The following is an 18556-nucleotide window of genomic DNA, read 5'->3' on the forward strand; positions in this document are numbered from 1 at the left end:
AAGACTCTGAGGTAGCATAATCAATAAGATAAGGAATTGAGCTCTTCGGCTTAAAACTCTATCCATACTCATATTAAACACTTGATTCTCACTATTACTTTATGAAGAAGATATTATTAGTTCTTACCATCTTGTTTTTGGCGACATATACAACAATCTATGCTGCAGATGACAAATTTGTAGTGGTAATTGATGCTGGACACGGAGGTAAAGATGGTGGAGCAGTAAGAGGCACATATAAAGAAAAAGAAATCAACCTGAGTGTTGCTCTAGCTCTTGGTAAACTCATAGATTCGAATATGAGAGATGTAAAAGTTATCTACACCCGCAAAACCGATGTTTTTGTAGACTTATATAAACGTGCTGACATTGCAAATAAAGCAAAAGCAAATCTTTTCATCTCCATACATACCAATTCTACTGCTGCAAAAGTAACTACAGCATCAGGCGCCGACACCTATATTCTGGGGCTTGCTAAAAGTGAGGAAAATCTCGCGGTTGCTAAGAGAGAAAACTCTGTTATCTTGTTAGAAGATAATTACAATAAACGATATGAAGGATTTGATCCCAATTCTCCTGAATCAAATATAATTTTCGAGTTTATGACCGATAAGTATATGGAGCAAAGCTTACAATTTGCAAGTTTTGTGCAAAGTGGCTTTTCGGGAGTAGCAAGAAGAGTAGATAGAGGAGTACTACAAGCTGGTTTTCTTGTATTGCGTGAATCGGGTATGCCTAGCGTTCTGATCGAATTAGGTTTCATAAATAATCCGGCAGAAGCTAAATATCTAACTTCATCAACAGGACAAAGAAATATGGCTAGTGCTATATTTTCAGGTTTAGAAAAGTATAAAAAAGAGTTTGATAAAAAACAAGGTAAATCATATTCAGAAAACACTCAGGCAAGAAGAACAGAGCCTGTAAGATCTGATATAATAGTAGAAGATAGAACAGAAAGTACTGATAGCAGATCTTCTCAGGATACCAATAAAGCGAGTAAAGCAAACTCGAATAACAGACCGAAGTATATATCTAAAAATACAGATGTTAGTCAATTGACTTCGTCAAATACCACTAAAAGAACTCCGACTAAGCAAGAGCAATCTCGAAAAGTGGAATCAACTCCTGTAAAGACATCAACTCCTGTAAAAGAGAATAAAACAACTCAAAAGGTGAACAATAATACCAAGACTGTTGTTCCTTCTGGAACAGTAGAGTATAGAATACAGTTCTTAACTGGTGGTTCAAAACTCCCTTCCAACTCCCCTAAGTTTAAAGGGCTATCACCCGTAAGCTTTTACCAGGAAGGTACGACTTATAAATATACATATGGCTCAGCCACAACCGAAGCAGAGGCTTTGAAATTACAGAAAGAAGCTCGTACTAAATTTAAAGATGCTTTCATCGTTAGGTTTAAAAATAATGTACGTATCAAATAAGTGTTTTAGGATTTAAATTGCGTTTAATTGAATAAGATTATATATGAAAAAGAAATTTTCGAAAGAGGTTAAAATTGGAATTGCATTTGTTATTGCTTTATTTATATTATATTTTGGCATAAACTTTCTAAAAGGCATCAATGTCTTTAAACCCTCCAACTCATACACGGTGGTCTTTGATGACGTTACGGGTCTTACTCTGTCTTCACCCGTCGTTCTGAATGGTTTTCAGGTAGGATTAGTTTACTCAATGAAATTAGAAAATGATACTGCAAATAAAGTTGCTGTCATTTTAAATTTGGATAAAGGAGTAAGACTTAACAAAGGTAGCAAGGTGAAACTGGATGTTTCGTTAATGGGTACAGCTACTGTTATATTAGAACAAAATCCATATACAGAAGAATATTATACTATTGATGACCGCATTCCCGGTGTGCGAATAGCTGGAATGATGGAATCACTCGGAGGAGATGTCATGCCTCAGATTGGAGCATTGGTTCCAAAAATCGATTCGATATTGATTGGGTTACAACTTCTGGTTAACAATCCTGCTTTAGTGAAGTCGTTAGAGAATGTAGAGGTTATCACTTCGGACTTAGCAGTATCATCTAAGCAATTGAATCAAATGATGCTAAGCTTAAACAAGAATATCCCAACGATGACTAATAATATGACAACCGTTTCGAATGATCTTGCGGGAATGACTACCCAATTAAAATCTATTGATATAGCTTCATCATACAGCTCAATCGATTCTACACTTAGAAATGTACAAGGCTTAAGCTCTAGGCTTAACAGCAAAGATAGCTCACTTGGTCTTCTACTTAACGACAGAGCTCTTTATGACAGTTTGAATGTAACAATCAGCAATGCATCCCTGCTTTTAAAGGATGTAAAAGAGAATCCATCAAGATATATCAACGTAAAAGTTTTTTAACCCTTATTTAGAATGCGTCTAAATAAAAACAAAATGTAATAAATTGTTTACAATCCTTTAATGCGGATTTAACTCGGTCTTATTATTGTTAATATCTTGTAATCTATTGAAAGATAAAAGTTTATAACCAAGCAAACTTAAACCCTTTTAAACCATTGATTAGCAGACTCGTATAACTGATCCGAAAAACCAAATTTATTAGCACTTGTTTAAACTGAATTAATTTTCAAATTTTGTATAACCCTAACAGGGCAGAATGTAAAATAGTATAGAAATCAAAAAGTAGTATTGCAGACCTCCGATGAATAATAATGTCAATTTTTTATGGAATAAATGTTTGAATGTTATCAAAGATAATGTTTCTGAGATAACGTATCAAACTTGGTTCTCCCCTATTGTACCACATTCGTTTGAAAACAATGTGTTCACGATACAGGTTCCAAGTCAATTTTTCTATGAATATTTGGAGGATAAATTTGTAGATTTACTAAGAATGACTTTGCACCGCGAAGTTAGTGCTGAAGCTATACTTAATTACCGTATACTTGTTGAAAATACGACTAATACGCATGTTGATTATAGAGGTGATACCAAGTCGTTGAGTGTTGAAAGAATTACACCTAAGCAGGCGAATAGAATACCTAATCCTTTTCAGAAAACTGTATCGGTAGATTTCGATTCGCAATTAAATGCGAAATATACATTTAATAATTTCTTTGAAGGAGTAAGCAATAAACTAGCTAGAACTGCAGGAGAAACTATCGCTAATAATCCGGGTAAAACAGCATTCAATCCTTTGTTCGTTCATGGTACATCGGGAGTCGGTAAAACTCACCTTTGTCACGCCATAGGAACGTCTATATTAGATATGTTTCCCGAAAAGAAAGTATTATATGTTTCTGCTCACTTATTCAAAGTACAGTACACAGATGCTACTCGTTTCAATACTGTTAACGATTTTATAAATTTCTATCAAGGTATAGATGTTCTTATAATTGACGATATTCAAGAATTGGTAGGATTGGAAAAAACTCAAAATACGTTCTTCCATATCTTTAACCACCTGCACCAAAATAACAAGCAGTTGATTCTAACCTCCGACAAGGCACCATCTGAATTACAGGGTGTAGAGGAGCGTTTATTAACTCGTTTTAGATGGGGACTTACTACTCGATTAGAAAACCCTGATTTTGACTTAAGATCGAAAATTCTACACGATAAAATTTTACATGACGGATTAGCAATTCCGGCTGATGTTATCGAATTTATAGCTGACAATGTAACAGAGAATGTTCGTGACTTAGAGGGTGTAATCGTTTCATTGATGGCATATTCGGTTATCTATAATAAGGAAGTTGATTTAATACTTGCAAAACGAGTTATTGGTCAGGCTATTCGCAAAATCGAAAAGAAAAAAGTAACCATTGATAGCATTTCAGAAGTCGTATGCAAACACTTCAATATCAAAACGGAACTTTTACAAACGGCTTCGAGAAAAAGAGAGATCGTACAAGCTCGTCAAGTAGCTATGTATCTTTCGAAAATATATACCGAGTTGTCATTGGCTCAGATTGGGTCTGTCATTGGAAAGAAAAATCATGCAACAGTATTACATGCTTGCAGAACGGTAAAAGATCAACTTCAAGTTGATAAATCATTCAGAGACGATCTTGAAGAAATTGAAAAAGTATTGAAGAAATAAGCTACATTTCTATGAAAGCTTTTCTCAAAAATTATCTTTGAGACTTTAGCTTCTTTAGCGGACTATTAAAAAGGAATCCCACCACTCTCCTTGGTTTTTATGTAATTTATTATCGGGATCTTCCATCCAATACATATCATCAACATATAATTTATAAGTATACTCCCCTTTAGGGAGTTTCGTTTTATATACCCAATCGTTACCTTGCTTCTCGAACACGTCAGATTGAGTATCATTATTATTAAAAGTACCTACCAAAACAATCTTCTTTGCCCCACTCATTCCTCTAATTCTGAAAGTGACCTCTCCATCATTACCGCCAAAGAGCCCTACGTATATATTGTGAGGATTCATTTCTCGTGTTATTGAATATAATTGATCTGCATTCTTATATTCTTTATTAACTAAGTAGGCATTCGCCAATGATGCATGTACCATATCCGATTCAGGAAAATACTCCAGATTAAGTTTAAATATAGCTATCGCATCAGAAATTCGGCTACTATCTATGAGTTCGTAACCTAGCCTATCTAATTCTGATTCTGAAAAATTAAAAGAACCTTTGTCATTTACCCTTAGATATTTATAATATCCAATCGTTTCTTCTATTGTTTTATCTTGAAGATATACGCTTAGAGTATCTGCAATGCTTAGTGGAAACAATGACTTAATAGTTAAGTCATGTTTTCCATTGTCTAAAATATCCTTTAGTTTGATTTTTTTACTTATAGTAAAATCATAATTTTGATAAACCTGAATAGTTCCGTTCCTTAAGTCACAAACCTGCGAATAAACAGTAGCATTGTCCCAAGCTTTTTGAGCTGTTTCTAACAAAACTTCTGTTATCAAACCAGTAGTTAAAGCTTTGCTATTGAGTAGTTCGTAAGCCGTTTCACGACGCCAACAATTAGTCGATAATGTAGCTTTATCTTGCAGAGAATAATTTGTGAGTACAAATAAAGGATCTTTCTTTCGTATGATATAATTGGCATGTATAACAGCATAATCTCCGGTTTTATCGGCCACCATAATTTGTGCCTTTTCTTGCCATGTCAGATTAAATGTCTGAAGTAATTGGACTGCTTCTTCAACTGTGCGACATGATGATAATATTTTCTCGACTAAATACCCTTCATAGTCAGGCTTAGACAAATCTTTTACAATGGCTATCTTTTCGGGCAGAGCAGCAGCGTCGAAAAATAGCCCATACTCGTTCATACCTCCTTCGGGATACATCTCTTCAAATCCCCAGAATACATAACCATATTTATTATTTTCTGCTGGACGAACCCATAAATAAGAGTTCACACCCGGTACATAGTCTTCATTATTACCTACAAAAGTAGATTTCCCATTGGAAGCGATGAAAATAGTGCAAGCATCAATAAAATGCATATATAAAGCCGATGCGATTATTAAAAGGATTAGTGCCTTCAAGTGTTTCATTTTACAATAAATTTGATTCTGCTATACTATATAAGCTCACCATTCAAAGATATGTAAATTATTCGACTGATAATAAACACTTTATAATAATATAGAATGAAGATAAACGAATTAATGAAAATTTATTTAAACATCTTCTTATCTTTAGTGTTTACTAATTATAAGAGTTAAAAAAAATGTATTTATGAAGACTATAAAGTTTACTTTATTTATTGCTATTTTAGCAAGTGTGTTTTTATCCAGTTGTTCGTATAATACGATGGTGGAGAAAGAAGAAGCAACCTCATCGCAATGGGGGCAAGTACAAAATGCTTACCAACGTCGTGCTGATCTTATACCCAATCTGGTAGCTACCGTTAAAGGTTATGCAACCCATGAGGAACAAACGCTGACAGAGGTTGTTAATGCCAGAGCAAAAGCAACTCAAATTACTGTAAGTGCTGACGATTTATCGGAAGAAAATATCAAGAAGTACCAAGAAGCTCAAGGTCAATTAAGTGCTGCTTTAGGAAAGCTATTGATGGTACAAGAGCAATATCCCGATCTTAAAGCCAATCAGAACTTCCTTGCATTACAAGACGAACTGGCAGGCACAGAGAATCGTATTGCCGTAGAACGAAATAAATATAATGAGGTGGTCAAAGACTACAACCAATACATCCGTAAGTTTCCGCAAACAATATGGTCCGGATGGTTTGGCTTTTCCAAGAAAGGATATTTTGAGGCAGAAGCCAGCAGTCAAACTGCTCCTCAAGTTCAGTTTTAGTTTTTATAGTATAAAAATTGTTCAGAATGGGTTCGATATATAACTTATATCGAACTTATTTGTTTATAAAATACTATATTTAAGAACGAAAAAGACCTCAAAACATCACGATATGAATTCGTATTATAAGTTGCTATTAGTAGTATTATCGGTAATGATCAGCGGATTTACCCATGCTCAGAATATACCAGAGCCAATGTCACCACCTCGTTTGTTAAACGACTTTGCAGGTATTTTCAATGAGCAAGAGCGCAACAATCTGGAACAGATGCTACTCACATATAACGATACTACATCAACCCAGATATATGTAGTAACGGTGAAGGATCTCGAAGGCTATGATGTATCCGATTATGCCTTTCGCCTTGGAGAGAAATGGGGAATAGGACAAAAGGGTAAAGATAACGGTGCAGTTATACTAATTAAACCTAAGATTGGCAATGAGAGAGGAAGAGTATTCATAGCCACAGGTTATGGACTTGAAGAAAAACTTAATGATGCCAGAGTAGGTCGTATTATTGATAACGAAATGCTACCCTACTTTCAACAAAATGACTACTATACAGGCACTAAAAATGCGATTGGTGCTATGATTAAATATCTATCGGGACAATTTCAGGCAGACGAAGACTCTGATGAACTTACAACCGGAGACGTAGTAGTAAGTATATTACTTATCTTACTCTTTATATATTTTATAGCAAGAGCAAATAAAAACAATAAAGGAAACAGGTCATCAAGAGGTGGAGGTTTTCCACCGATAATAGGTGGAGGTTTCGGTGGTTTTGGCGGAGGCTCTAGAGGGGGTGGCTTCGGTGGAGGAGGCGGTGGTCGCTTTGGCGGAGGCGGTGCTGGACGTGGTTGGTAATAGATTTTTTCTATACTACATAACCTCTACAAAGAATTTTAAAACATGTAAGGTCTCCCCAAAATAACCTATCTTTGTAATAGTCACAGTCATTTAAGTATATATTTTATTATTAACTATAAAATAAAAGTCATTATGGTAAGTAAGAAAGTCGAAGACGCATTAAACAAACAAATTAATGCAGAATTTTGGTCAGGATATTTATATCTATCCATGTCAGCTCATTTTGCAAAAGAAGGTAAAAACGGATTTGCAAATTGGTTCAAAGTGCAAGCTTTGGAAGAAAACGATCATGCAATGAAAATTTTCAATTATATCCTAGCTCGTGGTGGGCAGGCAGTTATTAGTCCTATCAAAGAAGTTCCTCACACTTGGGCTTCTCCTTTAGACGCATTCAAGGCTGCTTTAGCACACGAAAAGCAAGTTACAGCTATGATTGATAATATTGTAACTCTGACAAACGAAGAAAAAGATTATGCAACACTATCTATGTTGCAATGGTTTGTTGATGAACAAGTAGAAGAAGAAGCAACTGCTCAAGATTTAGTAGATAGCTTAGAGATGATCAAAGACAACGGATTTGGTATCTACACTTTAGACCGAGAATTGAAAAGCAGAAAATACACTCCGCTTGCAAGCAACGATTAAGACATAAAATCGATAAAGAAAGAAAGGGATGGATTGAAGAATCTATCCTTTTCTTTTTCAATAAAAAAATATCACTTAAATTTGTTATTACTATTCTCTCAGTAACAACTAGTAGTAAACCTATACTTACCCCACTAACTAAAAGGGGGGAAACCTTAAACAGCGAATATGGAACGATATATTGTACAGATAATAGCAACTCTAATTTTAATAATATCTATACCCATAGTAAAGTATGTGGTAAAAAGATTGATCGTAAAATATGCAACATTCAGCAAAAAAATTGAGGCTCGCACCAAACAAGTTGTCAGAGTTTTCAATATAATGATAAACATAATGTTCGTCATCTGCTTTATCATTATTTGGGGAGTAGATCCTCGTAACTTACTGGTTGCCTTATCTTCTATTTTTGCAGTAATAGGAGTCGCTATGTTTGCACAATGGTCGCTACTAAGTAATATTACAGCAGGTATCATTATCTTTTTCACTTCTACCTTTAGAGTTGGCGATCACATCCGCATTCTGGACAAAGATATGCCTGTTGATGCCATAGTAGAAGATATATTATCTTTTCACACTCTATTGAGAACTCTTGATGGTGAAATTATTTCATACCCTAATTCTCTTTTCTTCCAGAAAGGAATATCCATAATCCACATTAAGAAGTGGGAAGACATCGAAGAATAATTTATTTGCTTCGGCAAAAAATATTATATTTGTTTCTTGATATAAGAACAAGGGAATTTAGAAATTGTCATAATATAAAAACAATCGGAGATGTCAGTAAATAAAGTTATACTAATAGGTAATGTAGGGAAAGATCCCGATATCAGATATTTTGATAATGGTAGTGCAGTAGTAAACTTTCCGTTGGCAACCACAGAGCGTGGCTATACTGCGGCAAATGGTACACAGATTCCCGATCGTACGGAATGGCACAATATTGTTTGTTGGAGAGGTTTAGCTAAAGTTGCCGAGCAATTTGTAAAAAAAGGTACTCAATTATTTGTTGAAGGAAAAATCCGTACCCGCTCTTACGACGATCAAAACGGAATAAAAAGATATGTCGTAGAAATATATGCTGATAATCTAGAACTTTTAGGTAAAAAGGGAGACTTTCAATCTGAAGGAAATACAGGTGGAGGATATGGACAGCAACAATCTTCGTCTTCTGCTTCTACAACATCACAATATCAATCTCCGACCTCATCTACTACGTCAACCCCATCCATCGACGAAGCAGATGACTTACCTTTCTAACTTTTATCTCAACTAAATACAACATAAATAAATGCAGATCTATATTCATTATATCTGCATTTGTTGTATATAAACAGCTTCTTAAGCTCATCTCTATATTATTTATATAAAGTTTATCTACTTATGATACTACTCAAGCCTCTCAATAAATACATCATTTTTATTGGATTACTCCTATCCTTGTTATTCAGTGCAGGATGTAGCGAATACACCCCCAAACCTAAGGGATATAATCGCATAGATGATATAGAAAGCGGATTTATTGAATATAACTTTCCAAAATTCTCATTTAAATATTCCGATCAGGTTCGTATAGACACGCTTCAATCGAAAGAAAAAGGTGAGATTTGGTTTAATATTGTTTATCCACAATATAATGCGACAGTTTATTGCACTTATTTACCTATTTCGGAAACAACTTTACCTAAACTATTAGAAGATAGTCATCGTTTAGCATACAGTCATGCGCTAAAGGCTGATGGTATAGACCAACAGATATACGTAAATGAAGATATAAATGTATCGGGAATGTTATATTCCATAACCGGAAATGTAGCGACACCTGCTCAATTTTATCTAACAGACAGCATCAAGCATTTTTTTAGAGGATCGTTCTATTATGCTGAAAAAGTAGATATGGACTCTGTTGCACCCATTACTGATGTTGTAATGAAAGATATCAAAGAAATGATAAATACTTTTACTTGGAAGAATAAATAGGAAATAGCTCACTATAAAAAAGATGAAAGCCGTAAATCAGCGTAGTTTCTGTTTTACGGCGTTTCAATCAAAAGTAGTAATAAAAGAGGGTTGTTTGATATTTATTTCGCTTGTGTTAAGCTAAAGTTGTTGAAATTTTCGATTAAATAATTGTCTCCTTTCTCTACATCTACAATAGCATATTTTGCAACGCTACATATTTGCATTTCGTCCAGAGTTTTCACCAAGTTATTATAAGTTGAACTACTGGTTGGTTTTACAATTACAGTTATACTTTCTCTTGATTTCTTAAGCTCAGACAATTGATCTTTGAATTGTTCTTCTGAAATCTCTTTTTTATATCTTTTATCTTTTAAATCCTTAACCTGTTGAGCTACATCTCCATTTCTCTTTAGGAGAACGTTTCTAAGCCCATTTTCCGATAAATCGGTCTTTTCCAAGAAGGCAGGATTATCAGACTTAGGTTTTCCCCAGTAATAAAATACTTGGTCATTCTCACTCAAGAGCAATGTAACCGTTTTAGACTCTGGAGTTTCATTGTCATTTCCATCAACCGTAGCCTTTGTAGGCATCACTATATCCATCACTTGAGGTGCGGAAAGTGTTGTACACAACATGAAAAACGTTATTAGCAACATATTCATATCCACCATTGGGGTGAAATCAACACGAAGATTCTTTTTTGCAGGTTGCGCTTTCTTCTTTTTGCCTCCATTATCGGAGTTTGTATTCATTTCAGCCATGACGATAAGAATTAAAGTTGTTTATAATTCGCTTGTCTACATTATAGAGTAAAATCAGATTAGAATTCCATAAAACATGAGAAGAAAAAATAGAGAAAAAAGCGAAAAAACATTCTTTTTTCAAATAATCAATTACACATCAACAGATTACAACAGATCAAAATATTCAAAGGAAATACTCGTTCAGATATTATAGATACATAAAATTATGAAATATAATTGTTGAAGAGAAATAGTCGAATCAATAACTTATTAACAGAGATAAAATATATTCTTTATAGCATCATTATAATGTATAAATTACAGTTTGATGGATGCATAACTTATTTTATTGCACACTTTTGAGTGATAAGTGCAGTTTTTTTAAATATCATAACTTTTTATATCAAATTGATAATTTTAATAACTCCTTTTTTCGTCTTAATTGAAATGAAAGCTCTAAATTTGTATACCCTTAACGAAGGTTTAATATTACAATAGAATTCACTATAATTTTAAGATCGAAATTGGCTTCCAAGAACCAATTTTATCTTTGAACATTACATAAAAACACTATGGGAAGAGAAATCAAATTTAGTCTCGTTTATCGTGACATGTGGCAATCATCTGGAAAATATCAGCCACGTGTAGATCAATTAACACAAATCGCACCAGTTATTATTGACATGGGTTGTTTTGCTCGTGTTGAGACAAATGGTGGGGCTTTCGAACAGGTAAATCTTCTTTATGGCGAAAACCCTAACAAAGCTGTTCGCGACTGGACTGCTCCTTTCAACGAAGTAGGTATTCAAACGCATATGTTGGAGCGTGGTTTAAACGGCCTTCGTATGAATCCTGTTCCAAAAGACGTACGTCGTTTGATGTTTAAAGTAAAATGTGCACAAGGAACTAATATATCTCGTTCTTTTGACGGTTTGAATGATCCACGAAATCTAGAATTATCAGTTAAGTATGCTAAAGAAGCTGGGATGATTTCTCAAACAGCTCTTTGTATCACTCACTCACCAATTCACACGGTTGATTATTATGTAAATTTTGCAGATAAATTAGTTGACTTTGGAGCCGATGAATTCTGTTTAAAAGATATGGCTGGAGTAGGTCGCCCTGCATTTTTAGGTAAACTCACAAAAGCTCTTAAAGACAGACATCCCAATATACCTATCGAATATCATGGTCATACAGGACCCGGTTTCTCGGTTGCTTCTATGTTAGAAGTAGCACGTGCTGGTGCTGATTATCTGGATGCTGCTATCGAGCCTCTATCATGGGGTATGGTACACCCTGATATTATCACATTGCAAGCAATGTTAAAGGATGCAGGATTTTCTGTGCCTGATATTAATATGAAAGCTTATATGGAAGCTCGTGCATTGACACAATCTTTCATTGACGATTTCTTAGGATACTTTATTGATCCATCTAACAAAATAATGACATCTTTACTTGTAGGCTGCGGTCTTCCTGGAGGAATGATGGGATCTATGATGGCCGACCTTAAAGGTATGCACTCTGCGATCAATATGGCACTTCGCAACAATGGCAAGGCAGAAGTTACATTAAATGACCTAGTGGTTCAACTATTCGACGAAGTTGCTTATATATGGCCTAAACTAGGTTATCCTCCCTTAGTAACGCCTTTCAGTCAATACGTGAAGAACATTGCTCTTATGAACATCTTCTCGATGGCACAAGGACAAGCTCGTTTCTCTAATATCGACAAAGATAGCTGGAATATGATTCTAGGCAGAACAGGTACATTGCCAGGTAAACTGGATGATGAAATTATCGAATTGGCTAAGTCTAAAAATCTTGAGTTCTATACAGGAAATCCTCAAGAAGAATATCCAGATGCTCTTGATACTTATCGCAAAGAAATGGATGAGAACGGTTGGGAGTATGGTGAAGATGATGAAGAATTGTTCGAATTGGCAATGCACGATCGCCAATACCGCGATTACAAATCGGGATTAGCTAAAGAACGTTTCAATGCTGACTTGGAAAAAGCAAAAGCAGCAGCTGGAGCTCCAATCATCGTTACACGCCCTATAGTTGAAATACCTAACTTCGATATAGAAAAAGTAACAGAAAAATATCCTGATGCTCAACCAGTACAAGCTCCTGTTTCAGGACAAGTAATCTGGCAGATTGATCTAGCTGACGAGTCTACTGCTCCTGTAGTAGGAACAACAGTTAAAGAAGGTGATATTATTGCTTTCATTCAAGCTTACTATGGTATTGAAGAAGTAAAAGCTTTGAAATCGGGTAAGATTGTTCAAATCGAAACAAAACAAGGTGCTAAGGTTCAAAAGAATCAAGTACTTGCATTTATCAACTAAGATAAATTTATATCCTATACTCACATAAGTTTATAGGGTTTATATAATAGTAAAAGCAGTAGGATTTTATCTTACTGCTTTTTTTAATTAAGAGGAGCGAGCAATCGGCTTGTAAAATGAACCTTTTTCTATTATACAATTGTCTTTTTTGCTAACTTTGCAAATACTTAAGGTTACAAACCTTTCTATTGCTTTGGCTAGTACAGTAACCAAAGATAGTTACAACTATGAGAGGCGGTAATAAACATTCAAATTACTCAAGAAAAGTTATAATAACACATGGCAAAAGAGCTTAAAGAACTGACTCCAAGAAGTCAGGATTACAGTCAATGGTATCTTGATTTGGTACTAAAAGCAGATTTAGCAGAAAACTCTGCTGTACGTGGATGTATGGTTATTAAACCATACGGATATGCAATTTGGGAAAAAATTCAACGTCAGTTGGATGATATGTTCAAAGAAACAGGTCACGAAAATGCATATTTCCCGCTTTTCATCCCCAAATCATTCTTAAGCAAAGAAGCCGATCACGTTGAAGGTTTCGCCAAAGAATGTGCTGTTGTAACTCACTATCGTTTAAAGAACGATCCTGATGGAAAAGGTGTAATAGTTGATCCGGAAGCAAAACTGGAAGAGGAACTTATCATCCGCCCAACATCAGAAACTATTATCTGGAATACATATCGTAACTGGATACAATCATATCGTGACCTGCCTATATTGGTAAATCAATGGGCTAATGTAGTTCGTTGGGAAATGCGTACACGCTTATTCCTACGTACTGCTGAATTTCTTTGGCAAGAAGGACACACTGCTCATGCAACAAAAGCAGAAGCAGAGGAAGAGTCTAAAAAGATGCTTGAGGTATATGGCGAATTTGCTGAGAAATATATGGCAATGCCAGTAGTAAGAGGCGTAAAATCGGCTTCGGAACGTTTTGCAGGAGCTATTGACACTTATACTATTGAAGCTTTGATGCAAGATGGAAAAGCCCTTCAATCGGGAACATCTCACTTCTTAGGACAGAATTTTGCTAAAGCTTTTGATGTGAAATTTACTGATAAAGAAGGAAAACAAGATTATGTATGGGCAACCTCATGGGGAGTTTCTACTCGCTTGATAGGAGCATTGATTATGGCTCACTCTGATGACAATGGTCTAGTGCTTCCTCCAAAATTAGCACCTTACCAAGTAGTTATAGTACCTATCTACCGTAGCGAAGAACAACTTGCTCAAATTAATGAGAAAGTAGCAGGAATTGTTTCTGCATTAAAGAATTTGGGTGTCAGTGTAAAATATGATAACTCGGATAATAAGAAACCGGGATGGAAATTCTCTGAATATGAACTTAAAGGAGTGCCAGTTCGTTTAGCTATGGGTGGTCGCGATCTTGAGAACAACACTATTGAAGTGGCTCGCCGTGATACTTTGACTAAAGAAACTGTATCTTGCGACAACTTAGATGTGTATATCAAGAATCTTTTAAATGATATTCAAGAAAACATCTACAAGAAAGCGCTTGATTTCAGAGCAGCTAGCACAATCAACGTAGATACATACGAAGAATTTAAAGAAAAAATAGAAGAGGGTGGATTTCTTATGGCTCATTGGGATGGAACTCCTGAGACTGAAGAGAAAATTAAAAATGAAACCAAAGCAACCATCCGTTGTATACCTTTAGAGGGAGATAAAACTCCAGGTAAATGTATGGTAACAGGTAATCCTTCTACTCAACGAGTTGTGTTTGCCAGAGCATATTAAGGTTATAAACCTTTTTAAATATACTCTTAAATATATAACAAATAAGCGAAGCCCTATGTCAGACATAGGACTTCGCTTATTTTATAGACTAAAAAAGCAATTAAAAATAATCAGAAAAATAGGGCTGATTATCTGGAATTATTTGTTCAAGTATTTCTAATGTGCTACTATCAGCCTCAATACGCTCTATCTTATGCAAATAAGACGGGCTACGATAAGACATTAACATAGTAGTCAAAGTTTGAATATCTAAATAGACAGCTTTACCTACTACTTCATTTGTAGGCGTAAGCTTTCCTTTTTCATTTTTAGAGAGACCAAATACTCCATTATTCCATTCTGCAATAGAATCTGAAACGACAAAATGGAAAGGCGTAAAGATATCTGACTCTTTAAAGGGGAAGTTATTCAAAAACTCAGTTACATCAACTATCCTTGCCATATAATAAGGCTCAATAGTCTCTTTAATTTGCCCATCATCTAAAAGAAAATGAAGAGGGTCATTCTTATAGATATTTCCTTGTACCTCATCTACCATCGAATAATGAGCATAGACAAAATTCCAAAGACCTACCCTAGCCTCTTGATTCAAATAAATAATATCTTTGATATGAAATATATCTTCTTCTATCCAATATAAAATATACCCCTGCGGAACATCATCTTTATCATAATAGACGGCAGCCGTCCGTTCATCTTCGTTTTCCCATCTCCAATACTCTTCCCACTCTTGTTTTCCTCGAATTAAAGCACCATGATTACTTCGTGCAAATTTATCATAAACAGCAATCACATCTTTATCGGTAACGGGAAGTCTCTCAGCAAAACCTTTTACACCAACATTTTTAGGTATTTGACTATCCTTTATAGTAAAAGTCAAATGATCGGACATTATCTCCCACCCCTTACGTCGATAATAGGGTATTGAATAAGGATAAAGGTAGGAGATCCATTGCCCCTTATCCCTCATTATTTGCAGTCCCGATTTTATTAAATCGTTCATCAAACCTAAATTGGCATACTCAGGATATGTACCAACACCTGTAAGACCACCCATCGAAAATATTTTTCCATGAATATTTACCTGACAAGGATAGATACATAATTGTGACACTAACTGATCTTCGTTGAACCAACCAATCACATCGGCATTTTTAAGGATCGGACGCTTCGATTTTACGATCTCCCCATCCTCGTATCCACTTTCCTGAATATCACTATTTGTTACCTGAAACACATATCGTAACAACTCATTAAACTGGTCTATGTACTCTAATCCAAAGGGTTTTAATGTTAATCGTTCTCTTATTTTATTCCTTTCCATAACCAGATTTATGTTATTTTCTAAAAGTATTAAATCTCCTTATTTAACGGGATACAGAAAAAATTGTTTACTGCACATCCTTTATTCGATTCAGAATAGGGTTATAATAAGAAAAGGAGGAATATCTCCCTCCTCTTTTATCTTGCTATTAATATATTACTTATAGCTCATATCACTTCTTTTAACAGGCTCAATTATCCATTCAGCATTAACTAAAACAGGAAAGTGATCTGATGGAAATTTTCCGATGTTATAAGTATCTGTCAACATTCCCCATCTATTAGTTTGGAAATGTTTGCTAAAATAGATATGATCTAATATTTCGTTATTACTTATGATACCTCTGTCCAATGCATCTAATTGGTCAAGAGGTTTACCCCATGCATTAAATGAAGAGTTGTTTGCATATGGTTTTTCAACATCATAATAAGTATCTCTCAAAACTCCCGAATTGTTGATAATTTGAGCCCACGAACTATTCATTCCGCCATTAAGGTCACCCATAAATATCACAGGATTATCACCTGCTATTTCTTTAATCTTAGCCAGTACCAGTTTACTACTCTCATTACGTGCATAATCTTTCTCATAATCGTAGTGTGCACTGAATGCGAAGAATTTCTTTCCCGATTCTATATCCTGCAATTCGACCCAAGTACAAATACGATTACAACAAGGCGCATCCCAACTTTTAGAAGGAACATCGGGAGTTGCAGACAACCAGAAGTCACCTTTATTTAATAATTTATATTTAGCCGTTTTATAAAATATAGCAGAATGTTCTCCTTGATTATTTCCATCTCTACCCTCTCCGTAATAGTCATAGCTGGGTAAAGCAGCCTTCATATCTTCTAATTGATGTGGCAAAGCTTCCTGCGTTCCGAAGAAATCAAAATCGTGATACTGCACTAATTTAGCAATATACGGGGAACGATCATTCCACATATTACCCACATCCGATGGATTATCGTTTCGAACATTATAAGTTCCTACATTAAAATTTTGTGCATTAATAGCAAAGGCAGCCATTAGTAGTACTGCACTGATAAAAAATTGTTTCATGATAAAATAAATTTGAGAACTAAAGGTAATAAGTAAAACTAAGTATTTAATAATATATTCTCAGAATATAACGTTCTATAACTGTTTTACCAACCAAAGTAACAAAAGAAAAAGAGACATAATAAATTACGCCTCTTACCTTATCTTCATTAAAAGATAAACTATACTATATATTTCCCCAAGTCGCTATTTGGATCAAGCTGGGTAAAATCGAGTCCATATTTAAGCATTCGGGAAATCAAATTATCGTATTCTCCTACCGTATCTACTTCTATACCTATTAGCGCAGGACCATTTTCACGATCGTTCTTCTTCATATATTCGAAACGAACAATATCGTCATGCTCAGATAAAACTTCATTTACAAAATCCTTAAGCGCATTCGTACGTTGTGGAAGTCTGATGATGAAGTAATGTTTCAAGCCTTCAAAAATCAAAGAGCGTTCTTTGATTTCTTGCATACGGTTAATGTCATTATTACTTCCGCTTACTATGCAAACTACATTCTTTCCTTTTATCTCCTCCGAATATTGATTCAAAGCCGTAATAGCTAATGCTCCCGCAGGCTCTACTACAATAGCATCTTTATTGTATAGCTTAAGAATAGTAGTACATACTTCACCCTCCTGAACCAGGCAAATATCATCTGCAACTTTCCTGCAAATAGGATAAGTTATATCTCCCGCACGTTGAACCGCTGCTCCATCAACAAACTTATTTATATGAGCTAGTGTTACCGGATGCTTCTCATCGAAAGCAGCCTTCATACAAGGTGCTCCCGCAGGTTCTACTCCTATTATTTTGGTATTGGGCGAATGATCTTTTATATATGCACCCACTCCAGCGCATAGACCACCTCCTCCAATAGGAATAAAAAGATAGTCGATAGTTCCTTTAGGAATTTCTTTTAAAATTTCGAGACCTATTGTACCCTGCCCTGCTATCACCTGAGGATGATCGAAAGGAGGAATAAAAGTCATATTATGCTCTTTTGTATATATTTTTGCAGCATTGGCACAATCGTCGAATGTATCTCCAACCAAGACTATTTCGATTTTGCCATTACCAAACATTCTCGTTTGCTCTATCTTTTGCTTAGGTGTAATTTTCGGCATAAAAATAACGCCTCTCACACCCATCTGATTGCAACTATAAGCAACTCCTTGTGCATGATTACCGGCACTGGCACACACCACTCCTTTTTTCAGAAGCTCGGCATCCAAACAACTCATCATATTATACGCACCTCTTAACTTATAAGAACGTACTACTTGCAAGTCCTCACGCTTCAAATATATATTTGAGTCGAAAGTACGCGATAATGAGAGATTTAATTCTAGTGGAGTTTTTCTGATAACCTCGCTCAATCTGATTGCAGCTTCTTCAATATGAAGATCAAATTCTTCAGTAATTTTTGGTAGCATTTAATTTTGTATCGTTACATTTTGCATTGGCAAATGTACAAATTAGATAGATTATATACACGATATAAATACTGTAAATAATTAGACAGAGATTATTCTGACCTAACTATCTATTATGCA

16 protein-coding genes are annotated in these 18556 nt (G+C 35.1%); 11 read left to right on the forward strand and 5 right to left on the reverse strand.

Annotation, left to right across the window (positions count from 1 at the left end):
* Positions 1–101 precede the first annotated feature (101 nt).
* From IR022_RS06690 to dnaA, 3 genes are all read left to right on the forward strand, one after another.
* Positions 102–1439, forward strand: coding sequence for an N-acetylmuramoyl-L-alanine amidase (locus IR022_RS06690; protein WP_194203131.1), 1338 nt, complete (start codon positions 102–104; stop codon positions 1437–1439).
* Between the two features lie 43 nt (positions 1440–1482).
* Positions 1483–2376 carry an MlaD family protein gene (locus tag IR022_RS06695; RefSeq protein ID WP_050708072.1) on the forward strand — a complete coding sequence of 298 codons (894 nt, stop codon included), beginning with the start codon at positions 1483–1485 and terminating at the stop codon, positions 2374–2376.
* 301 nt (positions 2377–2677) lie between these two features.
* Positions 2678–4078, forward strand: coding sequence for a chromosomal replication initiator protein DnaA (gene dnaA / locus IR022_RS06700; protein ID WP_050708071.1), 1401 nt, complete (start codon positions 2678–2680; stop codon positions 4076–4078).
* A 54-nt stretch (positions 4079–4132) separates the two neighbouring features.
* Here dnaA and IR022_RS06705 read toward each other — a convergent pair whose 3' ends face one another.
* A complete protein-coding gene (locus tag IR022_RS06705) occupies positions 4133–5524 on the reverse strand; it encodes a carcinine hydrolase/isopenicillin-N N-acyltransferase family protein (RefSeq protein WP_199330281.1) in 1392 nt (463 codons plus the stop codon).
* Between the two features lie 184 nt (positions 5525–5708).
* Here IR022_RS06705 and IR022_RS06710 point away from each other — a divergent pair, with 184 nt between their 5' ends.
* The 6 genes from IR022_RS06710 (at position 5709) to IR022_RS06735 (ending at position 9786) form a co-directional block, all read left to right on the forward strand.
* The gene (locus tag IR022_RS06710) at positions 5709–6290 is read left to right on the forward strand and encodes a LemA family protein (RefSeq protein WP_050708069.1); all 582 of its coding nucleotides are present in this window, start codon (positions 5709–5711) and stop codon (positions 6288–6290) included.
* A gap of 112 nt (positions 6291–6402) precedes the next feature.
* The gene (locus IR022_RS06715; protein ID WP_050708068.1) at positions 6403–7158 is read left to right on the forward strand and encodes a TPM domain-containing protein; all 756 of its coding nucleotides are present in this window, start codon (positions 6403–6405) and stop codon (positions 7156–7158) included.
* Positions 7159–7293: 135 nt separating this feature from the next.
* A complete protein-coding gene (locus IR022_RS06720) occupies positions 7294–7806 on the forward strand; it encodes a ferritin (protein ID WP_050708067.1) in 513 nt (170 codons plus the stop codon).
* Between the two features lie 168 nt (positions 7807–7974).
* The gene (locus tag IR022_RS06725) at positions 7975–8493 is read left to right on the forward strand and encodes a mechanosensitive ion channel family protein (protein WP_050708066.1); all 519 of its coding nucleotides are present in this window, start codon (positions 7975–7977) and stop codon (positions 8491–8493) included.
* Between the two features lie 90 nt (positions 8494–8583).
* Entirely contained in the window at positions 8584–9066 is a 483-nt protein-coding gene (locus IR022_RS06730; protein WP_050708065.1) for a single-stranded DNA-binding protein, read from the forward strand.
* A gap of 123 nt (positions 9067–9189) precedes the next feature.
* Positions 9190–9786: a hypothetical protein gene (locus tag IR022_RS06735; RefSeq protein WP_194203132.1), complete on the forward strand. Its 597-nt coding sequence runs from the start codon at positions 9190–9192 to the stop codon at positions 9784–9786.
* A gap of 101 nt (positions 9787–9887) precedes the next feature.
* On the opposite strand, the gene IR022_RS06740 is transcribed toward IR022_RS06735, so the two are convergent.
* Complete coding sequence (locus IR022_RS06740; protein WP_194203133.1) at positions 9888–10529, reverse strand: ExbD/TolR family protein; 642 nt, start codon at positions 10527–10529, stop codon at positions 9888–9890.
* 554 nt (positions 10530–11083) lie between these two features.
* Between IR022_RS06740 and IR022_RS06745 the strand changes: the two genes are divergently transcribed.
* Positions 11084–12865: a biotin/lipoyl-containing protein gene (locus tag IR022_RS06745; protein WP_194203134.1), complete on the forward strand. Its 1782-nt coding sequence runs from the start codon at positions 11084–11086 to the stop codon at positions 12863–12865.
* Between the two features lie 279 nt (positions 12866–13144).
* Positions 13145–14626: a proline--tRNA ligase gene (proS, locus tag IR022_RS06750; protein WP_050710381.1), complete on the forward strand. Its 1482-nt coding sequence runs from the start codon at positions 13145–13147 to the stop codon at positions 14624–14626.
* A gap of 100 nt (positions 14627–14726) precedes the next feature.
* On the opposite strand, the gene eis is transcribed toward proS, so the two are convergent.
* The 3 genes from eis to ilvA form a co-directional block, all read right to left on the reverse strand.
* Positions 14727–15950, reverse strand: a complete 1224-nt coding sequence (eis, locus tag IR022_RS06755) for an enhanced intracellular survival protein Eis (protein WP_194203135.1) — start codon at positions 15948–15950, stop codon at positions 14727–14729.
* A gap of 156 nt (positions 15951–16106) precedes the next feature.
* Positions 16107–17012: an endonuclease/exonuclease/phosphatase family protein gene (locus IR022_RS06760; RefSeq protein WP_194203136.1), complete on the reverse strand. Its 906-nt coding sequence runs from the start codon at positions 17010–17012 to the stop codon at positions 16107–16109.
* 161 nt (positions 17013–17173) lie between these two features.
* Entirely contained in the window at positions 17174–18436 is a 1263-nt protein-coding gene (gene ilvA, locus IR022_RS06765) for a threonine ammonia-lyase IlvA (protein WP_194203137.1), read from the reverse strand.
* Positions 18437–18556: the final 120 nt, after the last annotated feature.

The organism is Dysgonomonas sp. GY617, assembly GCF_015233815.1.
In the GTDB taxonomy this organism is placed as follows: domain Bacteria; phylum Bacteroidota; class Bacteroidia; order Bacteroidales; family Dysgonomonadaceae; genus Dysgonomonas_A.